This is a genomic window from Solibacillus sp. FSL R7-0668 (assembly GCF_038006205.1).
Lineage (GTDB): Bacteria > Bacillota > Bacilli > Bacillales_A > Planococcaceae > Solibacillus.
This window is the reverse complement of the sequence record NZ_JBBOUU010000001.1, coordinates 541,457-562,868: the sequence shown is the minus strand read 5'-3', so window position 1 is coordinate 562,868 and position 21,412 is coordinate 541,457. Positions and strand designations below refer to the sequence as shown.

22 protein-coding genes are annotated in these 21,412 nt (G+C 39.2%); 2 read left to right on the top strand and 20 right to left on the bottom strand.

All coding sequences use genetic code 11. The annotated features are described in order from the left end of the window. Positions 1 to 6: 6 nt before the first annotated feature. The 12 genes from glyA to rpmE form a co-directional block, all read right to left on the bottom strand. On the bottom strand, positions 7 to 1,251 hold the full coding sequence (gene glyA / locus MKX47_RS02680; RefSeq protein ID WP_340770821.1) for a serine hydroxymethyltransferase: 1,245 nt from the start codon (positions 1,249 to 1,251) through the stop codon (positions 7 to 9). Positions 1,252 to 1,332: 81 nt separating this feature from the next. Continuing rightward, positions 1,333 to 1,878 carry a TIGR01440 family protein gene (locus MKX47_RS02675; protein ID WP_340770819.1) on the bottom strand — a complete coding sequence of 182 codons (546 nt, stop codon included), beginning with the start codon at positions 1,876 to 1,878 and terminating at the stop codon, positions 1,333 to 1,335. Positions 1,879 to 1,886: 8 nt separating this feature from the next. After that, a complete protein-coding gene (gene rpiB, locus MKX47_RS02670; protein ID WP_340770816.1) occupies positions 1,887 to 2,333 on the bottom strand; it encodes a ribose 5-phosphate isomerase B in 447 nt (148 codons plus the stop codon). A 430-nt stretch (positions 2,334 to 2,763) separates the two neighbouring features. Next, the gene (locus MKX47_RS02665) at positions 2,764 to 4,053 is read right to left on the bottom strand and encodes a methyl-accepting chemotaxis protein (protein WP_340770814.1); all 1,290 of its coding nucleotides are present in this window, start codon (positions 4,051 to 4,053) and stop codon (positions 2,764 to 2,766) included. Between the two features lies 1 nt (position 4,054). Further along, positions 4,055 to 4,501, bottom strand: a complete 447-nt coding sequence (locus MKX47_RS02660) for a low molecular weight protein arginine phosphatase (protein ID WP_340770812.1) — start codon at positions 4,499 to 4,501, stop codon at positions 4,055 to 4,057. A 13-nt stretch (positions 4,502 to 4,514) separates the two neighbouring features. After that, entirely contained in the window at positions 4,515 to 5,009 is a 495-nt protein-coding gene (locus MKX47_RS02655; protein ID WP_340770810.1) for a manganese efflux pump, read from the bottom strand. Positions 5,010 to 5,227: 218 nt separating this feature from the next. Then, a complete protein-coding gene (locus MKX47_RS02650; protein WP_340770809.1) occupies positions 5,228 to 6,262 on the bottom strand; it encodes an L-threonylcarbamoyladenylate synthase in 1,035 nt (344 codons plus the stop codon). Between the two features lie 55 nt (positions 6,263 to 6,317). Continuing rightward, on the bottom strand, positions 6,318 to 6,905 hold the full coding sequence (locus tag MKX47_RS02645) for a stage II sporulation protein R (protein WP_340770807.1): 588 nt from the start codon (positions 6,903 to 6,905) through the stop codon (positions 6,318 to 6,320). Between the two features lie 44 nt (positions 6,906 to 6,949). Then, on the bottom strand, positions 6,950 to 7,804 hold the full coding sequence (prmC, locus tag MKX47_RS02640) for a peptide chain release factor N(5)-glutamine methyltransferase (protein ID WP_340770805.1): 855 nt from the start codon (positions 7,802 to 7,804) through the stop codon (positions 6,950 to 6,952). Continuing rightward, positions 7,797 to 8,873, bottom strand: a complete 1,077-nt coding sequence (prfA, locus tag MKX47_RS02635) for a peptide chain release factor 1 (RefSeq protein WP_340770803.1) — start codon at positions 8,871 to 8,873, stop codon at positions 7,797 to 7,799. Before prfA ends, prmC begins: the two co-directional genes overlap by 8 nt. Before the next feature lie 125 nt (positions 8,874 to 8,998). Next, positions 8,999 to 9,571 (bottom strand): thymidine kinase, encoded by a 573-nt coding sequence (locus MKX47_RS02630; RefSeq protein ID WP_340770802.1) that lies wholly within the window; start codon positions 9,569 to 9,571, stop codon positions 8,999 to 9,001. A gap of 334 nt (positions 9,572 to 9,905) precedes the next feature. Continuing rightward, a complete protein-coding gene (gene rpmE / locus MKX47_RS02625; protein WP_340770799.1) occupies positions 9,906 to 10,106 on the bottom strand; it encodes a 50S ribosomal protein L31 in 201 nt (66 codons plus the stop codon). 237 nt (positions 10,107 to 10,343) lie between these two features. Between rpmE and MKX47_RS02620 the strand changes: the two genes are divergently transcribed. Beyond that, positions 10,344 to 11,864: a sensor domain-containing diguanylate cyclase gene (locus MKX47_RS02620; RefSeq protein ID WP_340770797.1), complete on the top strand. Its 1,521-nt coding sequence runs from the start codon at positions 10,344 to 10,346 to the stop codon at positions 11,862 to 11,864. Between the two features lie 77 nt (positions 11,865 to 11,941). Here MKX47_RS02620 and rho read toward each other — a convergent pair whose 3' ends face one another. From rho to MKX47_RS02590, 6 genes are all read right to left on the bottom strand, one after another. Further along, a complete protein-coding gene (gene rho / locus MKX47_RS02615) occupies positions 11,942 to 13,225 on the bottom strand; it encodes a transcription termination factor Rho (RefSeq protein WP_340770794.1) in 1,284 nt (427 codons plus the stop codon). Between the two features lie 232 nt (positions 13,226 to 13,457). Continuing rightward, positions 13,458 to 14,423 carry a class II fructose-bisphosphatase gene (glpX, locus tag MKX47_RS02610; protein ID WP_340770793.1) on the bottom strand — a complete coding sequence of 322 codons (966 nt, stop codon included), beginning with the start codon at positions 14,421 to 14,423 and terminating at the stop codon, positions 13,458 to 13,460. A 53-nt stretch (positions 14,424 to 14,476) separates the two neighbouring features. After that, positions 14,477 to 15,754: a UDP-N-acetylglucosamine 1-carboxyvinyltransferase gene (locus MKX47_RS02605; RefSeq protein WP_340770790.1), complete on the bottom strand. Its 1,278-nt coding sequence runs from the start codon at positions 15,752 to 15,754 to the stop codon at positions 14,477 to 14,479. 62 nt (positions 15,755 to 15,816) lie between these two features. Then, positions 15,817 to 16,467: a fructose-6-phosphate aldolase gene (gene fsa, locus MKX47_RS02600; protein ID WP_340770788.1), complete on the bottom strand. Its 651-nt coding sequence runs from the start codon at positions 16,465 to 16,467 to the stop codon at positions 15,817 to 15,819. A 157-nt stretch (positions 16,468 to 16,624) separates the two neighbouring features. Beyond that, positions 16,625 to 17,479 (bottom strand): class II fructose-bisphosphate aldolase, encoded by an 855-nt coding sequence (locus tag MKX47_RS02595; protein ID WP_340770787.1) that lies wholly within the window; start codon positions 17,477 to 17,479, stop codon positions 16,625 to 16,627. Positions 17,480 to 17,670: 191 nt separating this feature from the next. Beyond that, entirely contained in the window at positions 17,671 to 18,042 is a 372-nt protein-coding gene (locus tag MKX47_RS02590; protein ID WP_340770785.1) for a response regulator, read from the bottom strand. 136 nt (positions 18,043 to 18,178) lie between these two features. Between MKX47_RS02590 and MKX47_RS02585 the strand changes: the two genes are divergently transcribed. After that, on the top strand, positions 18,179 to 18,742 hold the full coding sequence (locus MKX47_RS02585) for a DUF2529 family protein (RefSeq protein WP_340770782.1): 564 nt from the start codon (positions 18,179 to 18,181) through the stop codon (positions 18,740 to 18,742). A 52-nt stretch (positions 18,743 to 18,794) separates the two neighbouring features. Here the strand turns inward: MKX47_RS02585 and MKX47_RS02580 are convergent, their stop codons facing one another. Beyond that, positions 18,795 to 20,399, bottom strand: a complete 1,605-nt coding sequence (locus MKX47_RS02580; protein WP_340770780.1) for a CTP synthase — start codon at positions 20,397 to 20,399, stop codon at positions 18,795 to 18,797. A gap of 318 nt (positions 20,400 to 20,717) precedes the next feature. Further along, positions 20,718 to 21,302 carry a DNA-directed RNA polymerase subunit delta gene (rpoE, locus tag MKX47_RS02575; RefSeq protein WP_340770778.1) on the bottom strand — a complete coding sequence of 195 codons (585 nt, stop codon included), beginning with the start codon at positions 21,300 to 21,302 and terminating at the stop codon, positions 20,718 to 20,720. Positions 21,303 to 21,412 lie beyond the last annotated feature (110 nt).

Sequence of the window (21,412 nt, the reverse complement as noted above, 5' to 3'; positions counted from 1 at the left end):
CTATAATTATGCGTATAATGGATATTTTGCTGTTAATGCATCGACACGCTTACGAGCTTCTTCTTTAACCGCAGCGTCTTCTGGATTTTTAAGTACTAATGCAATAATTTTACCTACTTCGATTGCATCTTCTTCTTTGAAACCACGAGACGTGATCGCAGCTGTACCAACACGAACACCTGATGTTACGAATGGCTTTTCCGTATCGTAAGGAATTGTGTTTTTGTTTGTTGTAATGGCTACTTCATCCAGTACATGCTCTGCTACTTTACCAGTTAAGCCTAAAGATTTTACGTTTAATAATAATAAGTGGTTATCTGTACCGCCTGATACGATTTCAACGCCTTCATCTTGTAAGCTTTTTGCAAGTGCTACTGCGTTTGCTTTAATTTGTTTTGCATAGTCTTTAAATTCTGGTTGTAATGCTTCGCCAAATGCGACTGCTTTTGCAGCGATTACGTGCATTAATGGACCACCTTGAATACCTGGGAATACTGATTTATTTAATTCTTTTTCCCATTTTGCATCATTTGTTAAAATCATACCACCACGTGGGCCACGTAATGTTTTGTGAGTCGTTGTTGTCACAAAATCTGCATATGGTACTGGGTTCATGTGTTCACCAGCAGCTACTAAACCTGCGATGTGCGCCATATCTACCATGAAGTATGCCCCCACTTCATCCGCGATCTCACGGAATTTTGCGAAGTCGATTGCACGTGGGTATGCCGAAGCACCTGCAACGATTAATTTTGGTTTTGATTCTAATGCTTTTTGACGAACATCTTCATAGTCGATTACGTTTGTATCAGCTGTTACACCGTACTCCACGAAGTTATATAAAATACCAGAGAAGTTTACTGGAGAACCATGTGTTAAGTGACCACCATGTGAAAGGTTCATACCAAGTACTGTATCACCTGGTTGTAAAATTGTATGATACACTGCCATGTTCGCTTGTGCACCTGAGTGAGGCTGTACGTTTACATAAGCTGCACCGAATAATTCTTTTGCACGGTCGCGCGCAATATCTTCTACTACGTCTACATGTTCACAGCCACCATAGTAGCGTTTGCCTGGGTAGCCTTCAGCGTATTTGTTTGTAAGGTATGAGCCTTGTGCTTCCATTACCGCTTCTGATACGAAGTTTTCTGATGCGATTAATTCGATGTTTGTGTTTTGACGTTTTTTCTCCAATAAAATTGCGTCTAAGATTGCCTTGTCTTGTCCTGCTAATTTTTCAAATGCCATTTGTCTAAATCCTCCTAAATTTTGTTCCGAATGGACTTCGGAGTTTCCAATTCAAAATGATAATCCTATAACGTGGTGACGTTACTTGTATTGCGCACGTTCGCCGCCAATTAGCTTTGGACGTGTTGTAGCTAGTGTAATGACTGCCTCTCCTACACATTTAATTGATGTACGAATAGGTACGGCCACATGCTTTAAATGCATGCCGATTAGTGTTTGACCAATATCAATCCCCGCATGTGCTTGAATGGCCTCCACAACAACCGGCTCGTGCATTTGTGTATAGGCATAAGCCGACATGGAGCCACCTGCAGTTCGTACAGGGACGACTGAAACAGGCTCTAAATGGTACTTTTTAGCGGCTGCTGCTTCTAATGTTAACGCACGGTTAATATGCTCGCAGCCTTGGAAAACTAAATACATCTTATGCTTGTGCGCAAAGTTGGAAAATTCCGTATAAAGCATTTGCGCAACATCGAGTGCACCGGCTGTTCCGATTTTTTCGCCGATGATTTCGGACGTAGAACAGCCGACAACAAATAGCTGCCCCTCCGTAAACTTCACTTGCTGCTCGAATTCATGTAAGGCACTGGCCAACTGTTTTTGAACATCACGTAAGTTTGTCATGTGATCACCTATTGCTGTAGGTCTTCAATTTCAGAAATTTTTTCAACACGGCGGATATGACGTCCACCTTCGAATTCTGCATGTAACCAAGTCGTCACGATTTCACGTGCTAAACCCGGGCCAATCACGCGCTCACCCATCGCTAAAATGTTTGAGTCATTATGATTACGTGTCGCTTTTGCAGAAAATGTATCGTGTACTAATGCACAGCGAATACCTTTGAATTTGTTGGCAGCAATCGAAATACCAATCCCTGTTCCGCAAATTAAAATCCCTTTGTCAAACTCACCTGAAGCCACACGCTCCGCAACAGGGCGTGCATAATCTGGGTAGTCCACTGAGTCGTTTGATTGTGGTCCAAAGTCTTCGTAGCTGATTGCTAATTCATCTAATAATGCCATAATTTCTTTACGTAAATTATTGCCGCCATGGTCTGAAGAAATGGCAATTTTCATAGAGGGTTTCCTCCCTAAACTAGTTTTACTTTTATTTTCATCAACAGTGTACCATTTATTACACCAGATTGACACGTATTTTCCATAATGATTTTGATTTTCCGGCATAAAACACGAATATTTACGTCTACAAAGGCATAATCATTAGTTTTTTCGGTAGATTTGAGTAGGTTTCCCCAATCAATATACGTAAAAATGTTATTATAGACTATTTTTTGTATTATCAGATTAATTACACGAAACGCGTTGTTCTTTGTGAATATGTAATGGATATTTGCGACTTTAGGATTTTAATTGCGAAATCATGGGGATATTTGCGTTTTTTCTATATATTTGCAAATCCATAAAAATCTCCGTTACTTCATAGAAAAAGCACTACGCCCATTTTTAAGCATAATGCTTTTTAGAAATATAGGTACGCCGAAATCAATTAGTTACGATCAAATTGTTGAATCATTTTGTATAGCTCAGCTGATTGTTGTTGTAAATCGTTTGCTAATGCCTCCACTTGTTTGATTGCGAAGGACTGTTCATTGGAAGCCGCGCTCACTTCTTGTGCACTCGCCGACGTCTGCTCTGCAATAGCCGCTACCTCTTGAGATTGGCGTGACGTGTGTTCAATATTATGCATTTGTCGACCTACCAGTTGAGAAATTTGTACAACATCATCCGCCATTTCATGCACGGCCTTTGACATACCTTCTACGGCTGAGGTTGTTTCAGATACTCGTGAAGATTCAGATACAGCAAATGTAACCTGCTCATTCATTTGTGCTACGACTACATTGACATTTTGTTGCATCGTTTGCACTAATGTCGTAATCCCCTTCACCGCATTGGCGCTTTCATCGGCCAAGCCACGCACTTCTTCTGCAACAACTGCAAAGCCTTTTCCATGTTCGCCAGCTCGTGCCGCTTCGATTGAGGCATTCAAGGCAAGCAAGTTCGTTTGCCCTGCAATATCTCCCACTAAACCTATAATATGCTCGATTTGCCCTGCATTTTTTTCAAGCTCTCGAATATTGATTAACGCATTTTCATTATCAGCAGCAATTTTCTGAATACTTAATACAACCCCATGGATAGCCGCTGTTGTCGAAGTAAGTTCGTCTATAATTTCCTTGGAACGATTTGCTGATTCAACCGCCTTGGAATTCACTTCTGTTGCCAATTCACGAACTTCCTCAATTGCTTCTGCTGTTTCCTGAATGGCCATAGCCGAAGATTCAGCACCCGATGAAATTTGCCCGATATTGCTTGAAATGGCTGCTGCATTTTTTGCGACTGAGCTACTTTGCTTAGATAAGTCTTCAATCGTCGCATCTGTAGACTTGTAGTTGTCCTCGATGCCGCTAACCATTTTGCGTAAATTCTCGACCATTGCCTGAAATGCTTCACCAACGCTTCGAATTTCATCATTTGTTTTTGGCATTTCGACATCCTTACCAATCTTGCCTTCTGCTACTAGATTAGCACTATTTTCTAAGCGCTGTAATGGACGCACAAGAATTAAGCTAAATACCGCTGCTAGTATGCACGACCAAATTATCCCTAGTGCGTATGTAATAATTTGGAATATTATTGGATTTGTTTGTTCAAAAAACATTGGATGGATAAACTCGATAAAAAGAAAGCTTGTTGTATACGTGATTAATGCCAAAATCCCTACAAATAAGACAAGCTTACGACGTAGTGTAAATAGTTTTTTGTTTGTTTCCATATTAATGATGTTCCTCCAAACGTATTTTTGACTCTAGTCTTGCGATTGCTTCCTCTAATTGTTCGTATGTTCGTTCATAAACGGCTACATTACCACCATAAGGATCTTGAATATCACAGCTCCCCAGTCCTACGTATTCATTTAATGTAAAGGTTTTATGTTCAACCTGATCTACTAATTGTAATACGAGTTCTTTATGGGCCGAGGTCATTGTCAAAATTAAATCTGCCCACTGTGCATCCTCCTCGTTAAATATTGCGGAAGAATGATTATGTTTAATATTTTTTTGATTTAACACCTGCTGTGCTTGACTGGACATCGCACTACCAGGATGTGCATAAACCCCTGCCGAGCGCACCTCTACATTCGGAAGCTGTTTACTCATTAAAATTGCGGTCGCCATTGGACTTCTACAAGTATTTCCGGTACAAATAAAAATGATTTTCATCTACAATCAGTCCTCAAATTAATAGTAAAATACTCATAATAATTAATGCTAATCCCGCCAACTTTTTTAGCAGGCCATTATTTAAAATGGTACTTTTTTGCGCTACAAGGAGTGCAATATACGAAAAAATTAACGTCGAAATGCCCGCACTCAATATAAAAGCGATTTTCTCTAATTTTAGCATACCAAAAGATAGACTTACTGAAAAGGTATCAATGCTCGCAAATATTGCGATAATAGGTAAAGTTTTTGCTGGAAAATCTTCATTTTTTCTCGAAAGCAGTAATTGGAGCCCGATAAAAAATAATAGCAACACGGAAATACTATTCGACCATTGCAAAAATATATTGGCAAGCCACTGCCCGAAGTAAAAACCAATTAACGGAAATACCATATGTAAACAGGCTGTCCAACTGGCGAGCAGCCACTTATATTTTACATTGTTTGCGACTAAATACAGCGCCACTACATCAAATGACATTAATATGCCTGCTACAATTTCCTGCATACTAGCCTTCTTTCATCCGTTTTTATTACGACAAAAAATCCATTCCTCTTATACGGTATGCGTCTACCTTTTCAATTACGCCTACAAGCACGGTTGTCCAAAAATTTTTTGTGGATTATCAAGAAGTCAAAAACTATCCACAGTGTGAATAATTCTAAATTCCTTCAACACAAAAAAATCCACATTCTACACATCTCTCGTGTAAAACATGGATTCCTTTATCGTTGATACCATTTGCCACCCGCCGCTTTTTCGAGGCGATTCATAATGGCTGTACCAACACCTTTTCGTTCCGTTACCGTTGCCAAAATAATTGTGGCGTTTGTTTTGTCGCAGGCACGTAAGGCATCATACAATGTCGCACTCATTTGCTCTAGCTCATGCTCATCTCCAAATGAGAAAAAATAATCTGCTTTTACATTAGCGAAATTTTGAGGGGCAAGTAGGGCTACTGTGTGCTGTTGCTGCTGTAGCTCCTCTAGCGCGCACTCAATTTGCTGTTTGTCCTGCGCTATTAAATAAACAGGTGCGTTGGGAGCATAGTGCGTATATTTCATGCCTGGTGCTTTTGGTGTGGATTCGATTTTTTGCTGTTCGAAGTTTGGCTCTAATACTGGCCCTATCACTTGCTCCAGCATTTCTTTTGTCACACCACCCGGGCGTAAAATGACTGGCTGCGCTAAAGTCACATCAAGCACAGTGGATTCCACACCGATTCCCGTCATCCCACCATCTAAAATACATGGTATAAGCCCTTGTAAATCTTCCCATACATGCATTGCCTTCGTAGGACTTGGTTTGCCGCTACGATTGGCGCTCGGTGCAGCTAATGGTTTTTTCAATGTTTGTAATAATCGAAGTGCGACAGGATGATTCGGCATTCGAAGCCCTACCGTTTGCATACCCGGCGTCACACTTGCTGCCAATACATTTGGCTTTACCTTCATCACTAATGTTAACGGGCCCGGCCAAAATGCTTCCATACATTTCTTTGCTATTTCCGGGATATCCACAACATAGCGCGCTACTTCTTCCATTGTTCCGATGTGGACAATTAGTGGATTATCTGAAGGACGACCTTTCGCAGCAAATATTTTTTTTACTGCCTGCTCGTCCGTTGCTACTGCGCCTAAGCCATAAACCGTTTCAGTAGGAAAAGCTACCACTTCCCCGCTGTTGAACCAATTTACGGCCTGTGTATAATTTTCTGAATTATCCACAAATTCATCCACAGTTAATAATAAGGTCTCCATTTTTTGTGCTCCTTTCTAAAACTTTTCTATGATCTATCCACAAATTATTAACTATTCACATTTTTTGTGGGTAATTTTCTGAAATTTGTGGATTCTTTTTATTATTCTTTTTATGCCACCATTCGTTCAAATAAAATGACGGTCGTTCACTTTTAGCCTGCTCTTTCGGTGTGCAAAGCGTTGGAAATACGGCACAAAACCAATTTTCACCGCGCCCTTGTCCGATAATCACGTTCACCGAATAATAATGGTTCTGTGGATAAAACGCACCGAATTGCCATTTTGGTGGCACTAAGTTATCCCCAATTTCATAGCGTAATTGTAATTGTGGGTAATTTTTTTGGATTTCTTGAACAATTCTCTCCATCACTTTGTTATCCACAGTTGTCTCACCTGAACGTTCCAGTAAATATTGAAGATTATCCACAACCTGCATTTTAATAAGCTGATCCGACTCTGATGAACTATTAGCAATCACGCGCACCTTCATTTCACTATTTAGCTGCTCCCGTTCAGCCTGCACATTATCTACCATTGTTGGAATGATAATAAATGCACTATATAAAATAAAGGTCATTGTGAGCAACTTCAAGCTAGCAATCCACCATTGTGTCTTTTTTATAATCTCGTAATCATGTAACATATTCTCTCCCCCTTGCAACACATTGTTTGCAAGAATAGAAGACTTTATTCAATTATTTCACAAAATATTATACGATCTTTGCCATTAATATCTTTTACAATTGAAACCTTTGCTTGTGGGAAATGCTCACGGAAGTAATTGGCGACGGTCTCTCCCTGTGTATATCCGATTTCTAAACCAATCAGACCCGGTGTATTCATAAGCGGGGGTAATTGCTCAGCCAATTTTCGATATAAAATAAGCCCATCCTCTTCCGCAAACAACGCGCTATGCGGCTCATGCTCCACTACCACATCAGACATGGACGGCATATCATCAAACGCGATATACGGCGGGTTGGATAACACAACATCCCATTTTTGATGGGCGATTGGCGCTGTTAAATCGCCTTCAGCAAATATAAGCTCGGCCTGTAGGTTCTCCGCATTTTTTCGCGCCGTATTTAATGCGGCAGTTGAAAGATCCGTAGCGGTAACGTCTAAATCTGGCCATTCTTTTTTCATTGTAATAGCTATTGCACCACTACCTGTCCCAATATCAGCTAGCGTTAACTTTTGCGTATGGAATAATTTTCGCATACGTTCGATTGTGCCAACAATTAATTCCTCTGTTTCAGGTCGGGGAATTAATACCGATTCATCTACCTCGAATATGCGCCCATAAAATTCCTCAACACCGGTAATATACTGTACAGGGCGTCCCTTGACATGTGCTTCGATAGCATTCGTAAATTGTTGCACTTGCGCTTCTGAAATGGCATCATGCATTTTCATCATGAGGCCAGAATAATTCGTTTGCACTACATGCTGTAAAAGCAATCTTGCAGCATTACCTTCGCGACCATTGGCTTCTAAATAAGAAGAAGCCCAATGAAGGGCCTCAAAAATTGTTTTATGCATTTTCGTTTAAGTTCGCTAAGCGTGTTGCTTGCTCATCTAAAATAAGTGCATCGATAATCTCATCCAGCTTACCTTCAACAATTTGGTCTAATTTTTGAATCGTTAAACCAATTCGGTGATCAGTTACACGGTTTTGTGGATAGTTGTAAGTACGGATACGCTCAGAACGGTCGCCTGTTCCGACTGCTGACTTACGCGTAGAATCGATTTCTGCTTGCGCCTCAGCACGATGTAAGTCTGCTACACGCGCTACTAAAATTTTCATTGCTTTTTCACGGTTTTTAATTTGTGAACGCTCATCTTGCATCGACACGACAACCCCTGTTGGTAAGTGGGTCATACGTACGGCTGACATCGTTGTATTTACTGACTGCCCACCTGCACCAGATGATGCAAATGTGTCTACGCGAATATCTTTTTCATGGATTTCTACTTCTTCCACATGCACCTCTGGTAAACATGCTACTGTCGCTGTAGACGTGTGAATACGGCCTTGTGACTCTGTAGCTGGCACACGTTGTACACGGTGCGCGCCATTTTCATATTTGAATTTCGAATAAGCACCTTGTCCGTTAATCATAAAGATAACCTCTTTGTAGCCGCCAGCTGGGTTTGGCGTCGCTTCCATGACATCAATTTTCCAGCCTTGTGCTTCTGCATAGCGTGTATACATACGGAATAAATCGCCCGCGAAAATATTCGCTTCGTCACCACCTGCTGCACCACGAACCTCCATAATTACGTTTTTCGAATCATTCGGGTCTTTGGGAATTAATAAAATACGTAGACGGTCCTCTAACTCTGGAATTTGCTTGTTTAAATCGTTAAACTCTTCCTTCATCATGTCTAGCATTTCTGCATCTTTTTCCATATCCATTAGCTCGCGCGTATCCGCTAACTGTTCTTTTACCGATTTGTATTCGCGGTATACATCTACCATTTCTTGAATATCCGATTGTTCCTTAGAATACTCACGTAATTTATTCGAATCACTAACGACATCCGGGTCACTTAGTAATTCATTTAATCTTTCGTAACGGTCTTCAACCGCCTGTAAACGATCAAACATCTATTTTCACCTCTAGAGATATTTTTCTTTATATAAAATCAATTTTCCACTTAACTCTTTGTAAAATGTACCTATACTAGTATAAAGAAATTTTAGCCTTGTTGCTACTTATATTTCTTTAGATTTTATAAGGGTGGGTTTGTATGACATTGACGGCATACCGGGTAATAACGATCATTCCCCCCAATTTGAATTTGGTCACCTGTACGGACCGGTTTTTTGTTTTCATCGACACGTAAGTTCATCGTCGCTTTTTTGTGGCAGAACCAGCAAATCGTTTTCATTTCCTCAATTTTGTCCGCATAAATCATCATATAGCGGCTGCCTTCAAAAAGTTCGTTTTGGAAATCGTTTTTTAAGCCAAAGCCCATTACTGGAATATTTAACTCATCCACAATTTGCGTTAATTGCAGGACATGCTCCTTTGTTAAAAACTGCACTTCATCGACTAACACACAGTATAATTTTTCGTCATGCTGCTTTACAATGTCATATAAATTGGTATCTTCAAATACCGCAATGGCTGGTCGACGTAATCCGATACGACTCGAAACTGTCCCCACTTCATCCCGTGTATCAATCCCTGATGTAAAAATTAAGACCGCTTTTTGTTGCTCTTCATAATTGTGTGCGACTTTTAAAATTTCAATCGACTTTCCGCTATTCATTGCGCCGTGCTTATAAAATAATTGTGCCACTTTTAATACCCCATTTCGTACATTGCCTCTTGATTATTGCTCCCATTCCATCAAGAAAAAACCTTGAGCATGAATCTCAAGGTCAACTTTTTCACTTCTTTTATCTTAGCTAGTTTTCATTCATTCGTCTATTGTGAATCATGCATACTTTTTAAATAATTTAGTATGTTGCCTTTGAATATGTATAATTTGTCGGTATGAATTCTAATATCTTCTCATTTTCTTCTAATAAGGGTCGCCTTCGTTCTAATATCCTACCTTTTTATTCTAATAAGTATCATTTCGTGGAACATGAAAAAACCCACCTCCACAAATGTGGAAATGGGCGACGATATTACTTGATACCGTATTTTTTGTTGAATTTATCAACACGACCGTCAGCAGAAGCGAACTTTTGACGACCTGTGTAGAATGGGTGACATTCGTTACAGAACTCGACAACGATCTTTTCTTTTACTGAACCAGTTTCAAATGTGTTACCGCAAGAGCAAGTTACTGTTGCAGTTTTGTAATCTGGGTGGATACCTTGTTTCATATTCGTTTTCTCCTCTCGCCCTGAACCATCTGGAACAGAGTATTTTCGTACTGCACCTTACATAGCCCGAATATATCACTGCTAAGCAATGTTTGAGGTCAGCTATATATGTGCACGATACATACCTAGACAATTATATCACTATTTTTTTATTTTGCAATATTTTTTAACATACTTTGAATATGTCTGTGTTACACTAATTGTAAAATAGTACTCAAAATACTAAAGGAGCTCTCTATGCCACTTGAACACTTACTAATTATCATCGCAACCTACGTTATTCCCATTGCATTCTTACTTATCATGGGCACGGATATACTTTTAAGAAATCATCGCAATAAAGAGCATATTCTAATCGCTTGTCTATCCTTTACATATCTTTTCATGTTTTTAGAGGAGCTTGTTCGAAATTTAGCCAGTATTGAATACAGTCCGCTTCTTTCCTCTGCTTGGTTTAGTTCTATGGGGTTGCTCACACTAAGCTTCACCATACATTATGTTATGTATATTTCAAAACTAACTGAAAAATTACCTAAATGGTTAAATCCATCTATCTTTTATGCACCTTTAATTTTGGTCGTCTTTAATCTACTTTCCGGCGCCCAATTACTTTCTACGCAGTCTTTTGAAAAAGTAGGGATTTGGAATGCACCTATTTATAATGCCAACTATTATTTCACTTTAATAGGAAGCATTGTTACTATATTCATTTCCTTAATTCCTTTATTTATCATGCGCAATAAAGGCTCTGCGGAACAGCAATCGCTCTATAAAACCTTAATAAAGATGTTTATTATACTAGCGATTTTAGATGTTGTATTTGGCTTCATTAAGTTTCCTGATTTTATACCGCCTTATCCATACTTATATGTAGGTATTATCTTTTGCTTTATGCTCCGTCAAATTATGAAGAAATCCGATTATCTGCATAATTTCGATAAGCGCTATGAAAAATTATTTTTCATGAATCCCGATGCTATTATTTTATTAGATTCAAAGTTAAAAGTTCGTGAAATTAATCCAGTTACACAAAAATTTATTGAACAACATCATATCCAACTTAAGGATGTATATACTTTATTAGCACCAACCATTCAAAAAAAGATACGTAATGCTGAGTCTATACGTGATTTCGAATTCGTATTAAAGTTTGATGAAGTTGAATATGATTTACTTCTAAATATTGACCAAGTAATAATTGAGTTTGAACAACATATCATTCTTCTCATACGGGATATTACAGCCATTAAGGAACAGCAACGCGAAATCAAATTTTTAGCCTATCATGATCCACTGACAAAATTACCGAATCGACGTTATTTTTTCGAGGAGCTACAAAATATTTTAGCTAATGCATATATCGAGGAAGATGTCATCGCCATTTACTTAATGGATATTAATAATTTAAAAATGCTCAATGACTTCCGTGGACATGAGGCTGGAGACCAATCCATTATGATGCTAGGCACGGTGCTTATGGAGCTTGTAGAAGACTTCGGTATTGCAGCACGTCTTGGTGGCGACGAATTTATCGTAGCCTTAAATGAAACGAAAAGTGGCTATCATACCGATGACTTTATTCAGCATGTACAAACGGCATTTCATGAGCAAGTCGCCTGCTTTGACAACATCCCTGTTGGAACGAGTATTGGCTATAGCTGTTATCCATCTGATAGTACTTCGATTGATACACTTGTTTCTTTAGCAGACCAATCTATGTATGAAATGAAAAAGCTAAAAAAGGTTCACTATCGTTAACCAGTTAAATACGAAAACGCCTAAACTTTTATAAAATTATAAAAGTTTAGGCGTTTTTAATAGCTATTTTTTATCCTTTACAGCAGCCCTTTACCGTTCGTTGCTTTTTTCATATCGGCATCAAGCTTTGCAAAAAATTCTTCATTTGATTTTGTGGGACGTAATTTGCGTAAAAACTTCTCCGCAAAGTCTGAAGAGTCACTGAAGGTTTTACGAATGGCCCATAATTTATCAAGCTGATCTTTTGGAATAAGCAGCTCTTCCTTACGTGTACCTGAGCGACGAATATCAAGCGCAGGGAAAATACGACGTTCTGCTAAATTACGGTCTAAGTGAAGCTCCAAGTTACCTGTACCTTTAAATTCTTCGTAAATGACTTCATCCATACGGCTACCTGTATCTACTAGTGCTGTCGCTAAAATCGTTAAGCTACCGCCATCTTCAATATTACGCGCCGAACCGAAGAATCGTTTTGGACGATGGAATGCAGCTGGGTCAATCCCACCTGATAATGTACGTCCACTTGGCGGAATAACTAAGTTGTAGGCACGTGCAAGACGTGTAATCGAATCCATTAATATGATGACATCGCGCTTATGCTCTACTAAACGACGCGCGCGCTCCAATACCATTTCCGCAACTTTCACATGATTTTCAGGCACTTGGTCAAATGTCGATGAAACAACATCAGCTTTTACCGAACGTTCAATATCTGTTACCTCTTCTGGGCGCTCGTCAATTAATAATACAATCAACTCTGCTTCAGGATAATTCGTTGTAATTGAATTCGCAATTTCTTTTAATAAAGATGTTTTCCCCGCTTTTGGAGGCGCTACGATTAAACCACGTTGACCAAAACCAACTGGCGCTACTAAATCCATAATACGCGTTGAAAGATTGCTAGATGTAGTTTCTAATTTCATATGACGATCTGGGTAAAGTGGTGTTAAAGCAGGGAAATGGACACGCTCTTTTGCAACTTCAGGATCCTCCCCATTTACGGCATCTACTTGTAATAAGCCGTAGTAACGCTCATTTTCTTTCGGCGGGCGCACTTTCCCTGAAACTTTATCCCCGTTTCGTAAATCAAAACGGCGAATTTGTGAAGCTGAAATATAAATATCTTCCTTTGATGGCGAATAGTTGATTGGACGTAAGAAACCGAAACCATCTGTAGGAATAATTTCTAGTACGCCTTCCATGAAAAAGAAGCCCTCTTGTTCAGAACGAGATTTTAAAATTGCAAAAATCAGTTCCTTTTTATTTAGTTTACTCGCATTTGTTAACTTGTATTGCTTTGCCAAAGCATATAATTCTTTTAACGTCATGCTTTCTAATTGAGCAATTGTTAATGCTGTCATAATATTTCTCCAGTCTCTTTATAGTTTCGGTTTGTGGGTAATAACATATGAATGTGTGAGCTTAAGGGTTTAGTAGAAGAAGTGTATTTACTTTATTTGAAAGATGCCCGGCAAAAAGTCACCGGGCATTCATTATATACTAGCGTAAAGGTTGTGAAAATAGTTTTTTCTTCACAATACAAGCGGTTGGATGCCTGCTTACTGAAGTTAAAGATTATTTCTCTTTTGAACGTTATTTTTGACTGTATTTTGGCTTTTTCTCAATACTGTGACGTCCTTCGATAAAGCGCACTGTACCTGTTTTTGCACGCATAACAACTGAATGCGTTAATGCATATGAACCTTTGTATTGAACACCGCGTAATAGCTCTGAGTCTGTTACTGCTGTCGCCGCGAAAATAGCGTCATCACCTTTTACTAAGTCATTCATCATTAATACTTTGTTGACATCGATGCCCATTTTTTTGCAACGTTCTAATTGTTCTTCATCTTCGGGTACTAATTTCGCTTGGAAGTCGCCCCCTAAACATTTTAATGCTACAGCCGAGATGACACCCTCTGGAGCACCACCTGTACCGAACATAATATCGATACCTGTTTCATCGAATGCTGTATTAATTGCAGCACCTACATCGCCATCTTGGATAAATTTAATACGCGCACCTGCTTCACGAATTTCGTCAACAATTGCTTGGTGACGTGGACGATCAAGTAATGTCGCCACTACGTCTGAAATGTCTTTATTTTTCGCCTTTGCTACTTGTAATAAGTTATATGTTACAGATGCGTTAATATCGACTTTACCTGCTGCTTCTGGGCCAACTGCGATTTTTTCCATATACATATCTGGTGCATTTAAAAGATTACCTCGGTCTGCAATTGCAAGTACCGTAATCGCACCATTTGTACCTTTTGCTACGATATTAGTACCTTCTAATGGATCGACTGCAATATCAACTTCCGGTCCGCCGTTACGAAGTCCTAATTCTTCACCGATGTAAAGCATTGGCGCTTCATCCATTTCACCTTCACCAATTACAACTGTCGCATGCATTGGGATTGTATCAAACATAACACGCATCGCTGTTGTCGCTGCGTCGTCTGCTTCGTTCTTAAGTCCGCGCCCCATCCATTTTGCTGATGCAATTGCTGCTGCTTCTGTTACACGAACTACTTCCATTGATAAACTACGTTCCATTTTCTATTTGCCTCCTGATTGTTCGGTTAAAACCGAAACTGTCTTACACTATTTTACGCCTTATTATTTGTATTTACCATAATTGATTCTTTTCGAATATTTGCCCCAAGTGCGCAAAGCTTTCCGATTAGCTCGCTATAACCACGTTCTATATGATAAATGTCGTGAATTTCTGTTTCACCCTTTGCAATTAAACCTGCTAAAACAAGTGCAGCACCTGCTCTAAGGTCAGTTGCTGTAACTGTCGAGCCTTCTAAAGCGGACGGACCTTGAATAATGGCTGTACTGCCTTCTACTCGCGCTTTTGCATTCATGCGACGCAATTCGTCAATATGTTTAAAGCGAGCTGAATAAATGGTATCCGTCACTTTTGATGTACCTTCTGCTTGAGTCATTAGCACCGATAAAGGCTGCTGAATGTCTGTCGGGAAACCTGGATAAACAAGCGTTTTCACATCAACTGCACGGAAATTATCCTGCTTTGGAATGTAAATACTTTCTTCGTTTTCCTCGATTTTAATGCCCATTTCACGCAGCTTTGCCGTTACTGCCTCTAAATGCAATGGAATAACATTATCAACTAACACCCCATCGCCAATTGCAGCAGCCATAATCATAAAGGTTGCCGCTTCAATACGGTCAGGAATAATCGTATGATTCGTGCCTTTGAGCTCATCGACGCCTTCTATACGAATAACACTTGTTCCCGCCCCTTTAATATTGGCACCCATATTCGTCAATAGCGTGGCTACATCAATGATTTCTGGTTCTTTTGCTGCGTTTTCGATAACCGTCTTCCCTTTGGCACGTACTGCTGCCAACATAATGTTGATTGTCGCACCTACACTTGCAACATCTAAATAAATTTTCGCACCGATTAATTCATCCGCACGTAAATAAATCGCACCGTGCTCATTTGTTACCTTTGCGCCCAACGCCTCGAAGCCTTTAATATGCTGATCGATTGGTCGCGGTCCTAAAAAACAGCCACCAGGTAACCCAATTACGGCCTTTTTAAAACGGCCTAGCATCGCACCCATCATATAATACGAAGCGCGCAGCTTTTTTACATTGCCATTTGGTAAAGGCATTGCAATCATTTTTGTTGGATCAATCGTCATGATGCCATTTTCGAACGACACTTTACCGCCAATTTCTTCCAATAATGCTTTTAACGTCCATGCATCAGAAATTTCAGGAATTCCGCCAATCGTTACGGAAGAACCTGCCAAAATTGATGCAGGAATTAAAGCGACCGCACTATTTTTAGCGCCGCTTACAGTTACTTTACCTTGTAGACGATTTCCGCCCTTAATTTTATAAACATCCATTTTGAGTTCTCCCTTACTTTACAATTGAGCAATTACACATCCGCTTTTAAAGGTTACATATATTATTTCCCTTCTCGCTTTGCCCAATCCGCTAAAAATCCCTCAATTCCTTTGTCTGTTAATGGATGTTTGAACAATTGTTGTAATACTTTAAATGGTGTTGTTGCAATATGCGCACCTGCTAAAGCTGCTGCTTGAATATGCTGTGGATGACGAATCGATGCCGCAATAATTTCAGTCTCAATACCGTGAATCGCAAACATTTCCGCAATTGTTGAAATTAATTCTGAACCATCTTGACCAATATCATCTAAACGACCGATAAATGGCGATACATAAGTTGCACCTGCACGAGCTGCCATTAATGCTTGGTTTGCAGAAAAAATTAATGTTACGTTTGTTTTAATCCCTTTATTTGCAAAATGACGGCAAGCTTGTAAACCTGCAGGTGTCATTGGTAACTTCACTGTAATATTTGGGTGAATCGCTGCGAGCTCTTCTCCTTCTCGAATCATACCTTCCGCGTCTAGAGAAATTACTTCTCCAGAAACTGAACCATTTACTAATTCTGCGATTTCACGTAAACGATCATGGAAGTTAACGCCTGATTCTTTTGCTACTAATGATGGGTTTGTTGTTACACCTGATAAAATACCCCAATTATAGGCTTCTTTGATTTCCTCAAAGTTCGCTGTATCGATAAAAAATTTCATGAATGAGCTCCTCCAAAATAAATTCTCTTATAATGCACAAAATGCATCCCGCTCTATTGTGAACGAGATGCTTAAGTAGAAAACAAATGTTCACAAAGAAGGGTCTGTCCGGAAAAGCTGTGGCAGAACATCCCTTCTTCGTTGAATCCATCATAAATTACGCTTTTTGAGAGCTACCAAATTCGCGCATTTTACCGATTACCGTTGCTTTAATCGCTTCACGAGCTGGGCCTAAGAATTTACGTGGATCGTAAGTTTTCTTATCGTTATCTAAAAATTCACGGATAACCTTTGTAGCCGCGATTTGATTTTCTGTGTTTACGTTAATTTTTGCTGTACCTAAAGAAATTGAGCGTTGGATATCCTTTGTTGGAATACCAGTACCGCCATGTAATACTAAAGGTAAATCTGTTAATGTCGAGATTTCTTCCATTTCAGCGAAGCCTAAGTTTGGTTCGCCTTTGTATGGACCATGTACAGAGCCAAGTGCAGGAGCTAAACAATCAATGGCTGTTGCTTCTACTAATGCTTTACATTCTTGTGGATTGGCATACATAATACCACCAATTACACCGTCTTCTTCCCCACCAACTGTACCTAATTCTGCTTCTACAGATACATTTCTAGCATGTGCATATGCTACAACTTCTTTTGTAATCGCTACGTTCTCATCAAATGCGTGGTGAGATGCATCAATCATTACCGAAGTGAAACCAGCATCAATCGCTTCTTTACATTTTTCAAAGCTTGATCCATGGTCTAAATGAATCGCGACTGGAACTGTAATTTTGTATGATTCCATTAATCCTTCAACAATTTTCACAACTGTAAAGAAACCACCCATATATTTACCCGCGCCTTCAGAAACGCCTAAAATAACTGGTGATTTTTCTTCTTCTGCTGCTTGTAAAATTGCTTGTGTCCATTCTAAATTATTAATATTGAATTGACCTACCGCATAACCTTCTGCCTTTGCTTTTATTAACATTTCTTTCATTGAAACTAATGCCATTATTAAAATCCTCCCCGAAGATAAATAGATAATTTACGACTAGTAAAGCATTTCGTGTATCCTATGCTTTTGAAGTTCTGTGTTTTTTGACAGAAATCATTAATAATTAAAAGATGAAACGCCAAAAAACATTCAGGTTAATCATAACAAAAACAGACAGTATGCGCTACTGCCTGCCGACTTGTTTTTCATTATATTTTTTCTGGAACCGCTAATATTTTTCCGACTTCATCACGCACTTCAAAAATATTAAATGGCTTTGTAAAATATTTGTTTACACCCAGTTCCGTCGCGCTATCAATCATATGTTGCTCAACATAGGCTGTCATCATAATAACGGGCAGATTAGGCTGCTTCCTTTTTAAACGCGCTAAAATTTCAAGACCATCCATTCCTGGAATTTTCATATCTAATAATACACAATCTAGTGTGACTGTTTCTGCTATTTTTAATGCATCAAATCCATTTGCCGCTAAATGTGTGTGAAAGCCTTCTTTTTTAAATACTTCATTCAGCAACAGTCGAATACCTGGCTGATCATCTACAATTAAAATTTCCTTCAAAGCCATCCTCCTCTTGAATTTGGTTTGTAAGTTATATTTCCACTATTAACAGTTGATTTCCTTCTTTTATAAACCACTATTTGACCATCTTTGCTTTTTTGTACCTTCAATTTTATAATAGTTTTGAGGTGGAATCATGTCAAAAATATTAACAACTCAATTAACAGGGCTTTTTCAGCGTATCGAGCAATCCGAAGAAGAAGCGATTGAAGAAACAGCACGACTACTTGCTCAAGCTGCTATTGGTCAGGGAACGGTGTACTTTGCTACATTTGGCGAAATGGAAGCTATCGCCATTCAAGCCGCGCAAGGTGTACAGCCTTTTACAAAATTTTCGCGCTATCATGGTTCAGTAGAGCTCTCCCCCGCAGATCGTGTCATTATTTTCGCTCGACAGGCAAATGATGCACAAGCAATCCAATTAGCAAAGAAACTACATGCTGATTTTATTCCATTTGCTGCAGTAGCAAGCGAAATGGCCTCAGATGACAATGAATTAAGCAATTTAGCGTATACGTATATTTCATTAAAAATGCGTGGTGGCATCTTACCACACCCAACAAAGCTTGGCGAGCGCATTGTTTTCCCACATATAATGGCTGCCTTGTACATTTATGAAGCAATCAAAATGGAATTTGATGAAATGGTCATGGATGATGAAGATGAGGACGATTTCGAAAGCACTTCACCATTTGCATAAAGTATAAAGGGAATGTCCGATGTATAAACGGACATTCCCTTTCTATTTTACATTATTTACGGTTAGTAAACGCCGCGCCTATAAACTCACGGAATAGAGGTTGTGGACGTTGTGGGCGTGAAATTAATTCTGGGTGGAATTGTCCAGCCACGAAGAATTTCTTCTCTGGTAACTCAATGATTTCAACTAATTTGCCATCTGGAGAAAGACCTGAGAATACCATACCTGCCGCTTCCATTGCTTCGCGGAATTCGTTATTGAACTCATAACGATGGCGGTGACGTTCATACACTAATGCTTCACCGTTATATGCTGCGCGTGCAACGGAGCCTTCTTTTAATTTACATGGATATAAACCAAGACGTAATGTTCCACCAAGATCCGTACTTTCTGATTGTTCTGGTAAGAAGTCAATAATTGGGTATTTCGTATCTTTGTTTAGTTCTGTAGAATGCGCACCTTCTAAGCCCATTACATTACGTGCGAATTCAACTGTAGCCATTTGCATACCTAAACAAATACCGAAGAATGGTACATCCTTTTCACGTGCATAGCGAATCGCTTCGATTTTACCTTCAACACCACGATCGCCAAAGCCACCTGGTACTAAAATCCCATCCGCTTGACCAAGTAATTCGTCAGCATTTTCTGCTGTTATTTCCTCAGCGTTTACCCAGTCAATTTCGATATCTGAATTGTACACATAGCCAGCGTGTTTAAGCGCCTCTACTACTGAGATATAGGCATCTTGTAGCTCCACATATTTCCCAACTAAGGCGATACGAGTTTTGTGCTCTAAATGTTTTACTAGATGTACAAGCTCTTTCCAGTCTTCCATATCTGCTTGTGGCGCTTTAATGCCGAAGTGGTCAAGAACGATTTGATCAAAGCCTTGTGCATGTAAGTTTAATGGAACTTCATATAGGTGCTCTGCATCACGGGATTCGATAATGTCTGATGAACGAACATCACAGAATAACGCGATTTTTTCTTTCATATCTTGTGGTACAGGTTGCTCTGTACGTAATACGATAATATTTGGTTGAATCCCTAATGAACGTAGCTCTTTGACAGAGTGCTGTGTTGGCTTTGTTTTCATTTCACCAGCAGCTGCGATATATGGCATTAGCGTACAGTGAATATACATTACATTTTCATGCCCTAAGTCACGACGCATTTGACGAATTGCTTCTAAGAAAGATAGTGATTCGAAGTCACCTACCGTACCACCGATTTCTGTAATCACGACATCGGCAGAAGTTTCGCGACCTGCACGTTGCACGCGGTCTTTAATTTCGTTTGTTACATGAGGAATTACTTGGACTGTACCACCGTTATAATCACCACGGCGCTCTTTGTTCAATACAGATTGGTAAACCTTACCAGAAGTTACTGTTGAATGTTTCCCAAGATTGATGTCGATGAAACGCTCATAGTGTCCTAAATCTAAGTCTGCCTCTGCCCCATCATCTGTTACGAAAACTTCCCCGTGCTGATACGGGCTCATCGTACCTGGGTCGATGTTTAAATAAGGGTCAAACTTTTGGATTGTTACTTCTAATCCACGATTTTTTAATAAGCGTCCTAAAGATGCTGCTACGATTCCTTTACCAAGTGATGAAACGACGCCACCTGTTACGAAAATATACTTTGTCATTGCTAATTCCTCCTCGTTGCTAAACAAATTAGAAAAACATTCGTTGCTCCCAGTGCAAATGAATGTTTTTCTAAAAAGTGTCCTATTTGAAAAGCGCAGTACATACCATTTGCCTGAAATGCTGTCTTTTCTTATGTGGATTTCGTTAAAAAAATATACTTTCAACCCACGAAAAAATAAAAAAACGCTCCACCTGCATATTGCTTGCAGGGGGAGCGTATTACTTATACGGTCATTCTCCTCTTTAAAGGAGCCCAAGTAAAAGATTATACGGAAGTGAATTAGAAGTCAAGTACTTTAAACAAAAAACTATCGTGCTTATTTTAAATCTTCTTCTAACTCTTCTTCATCCTCTACTTCCTCTTCATCATCGTCTTCGATAATAAAGCCATCCTCTTCTTCGTCAATTAATTCTTCGTCGATATCTGCATCGATGTCTTCAATATCTTCTTCAACGAAATCAATATCTTCTTCTGCATCGTCTTCTGCATCATCTTCGCCGTCTACGAACTCATCGTAGTCTTCCTCAAATAATACATCTTCTTCCTCTAGTTCAACTAAATCCTCATCTTCTTCATCAACAGCTTTTGCTTTCTTTTTACGCGTTTTGATTGTTGGTGCTGTTTCTTCTTCGATTGTTTCTACTTTGTACCATTCACGTAAGCCCCAGCCATTTTCTTGATTTAATAAGAAACGACCTTCTACGTTTAAATCTGTGTAGAATTGTACTAAACGTGACTTTAAGTCCTCATTTGAAATACCATTTAATTTTTGAATCTCTTTTAATAAATCATTTAAAGGCATTGCTTGTTTTTTATCTTCTAAAATTGCGTATGCTAAGTCGATTAATGACTCTTCTGCTAATTGTTCATCTGTCATACCACGAAAGTTCAAATCGTGCACGTCCTTTCCTTTATCACATATCTATTAATGAATTGTGCCTAGGCGTAATTGCGGTCGAATCCGCCAAAGACCTTATCTTCCTTGAATCAGAATCTGAATTCAGATTGAAT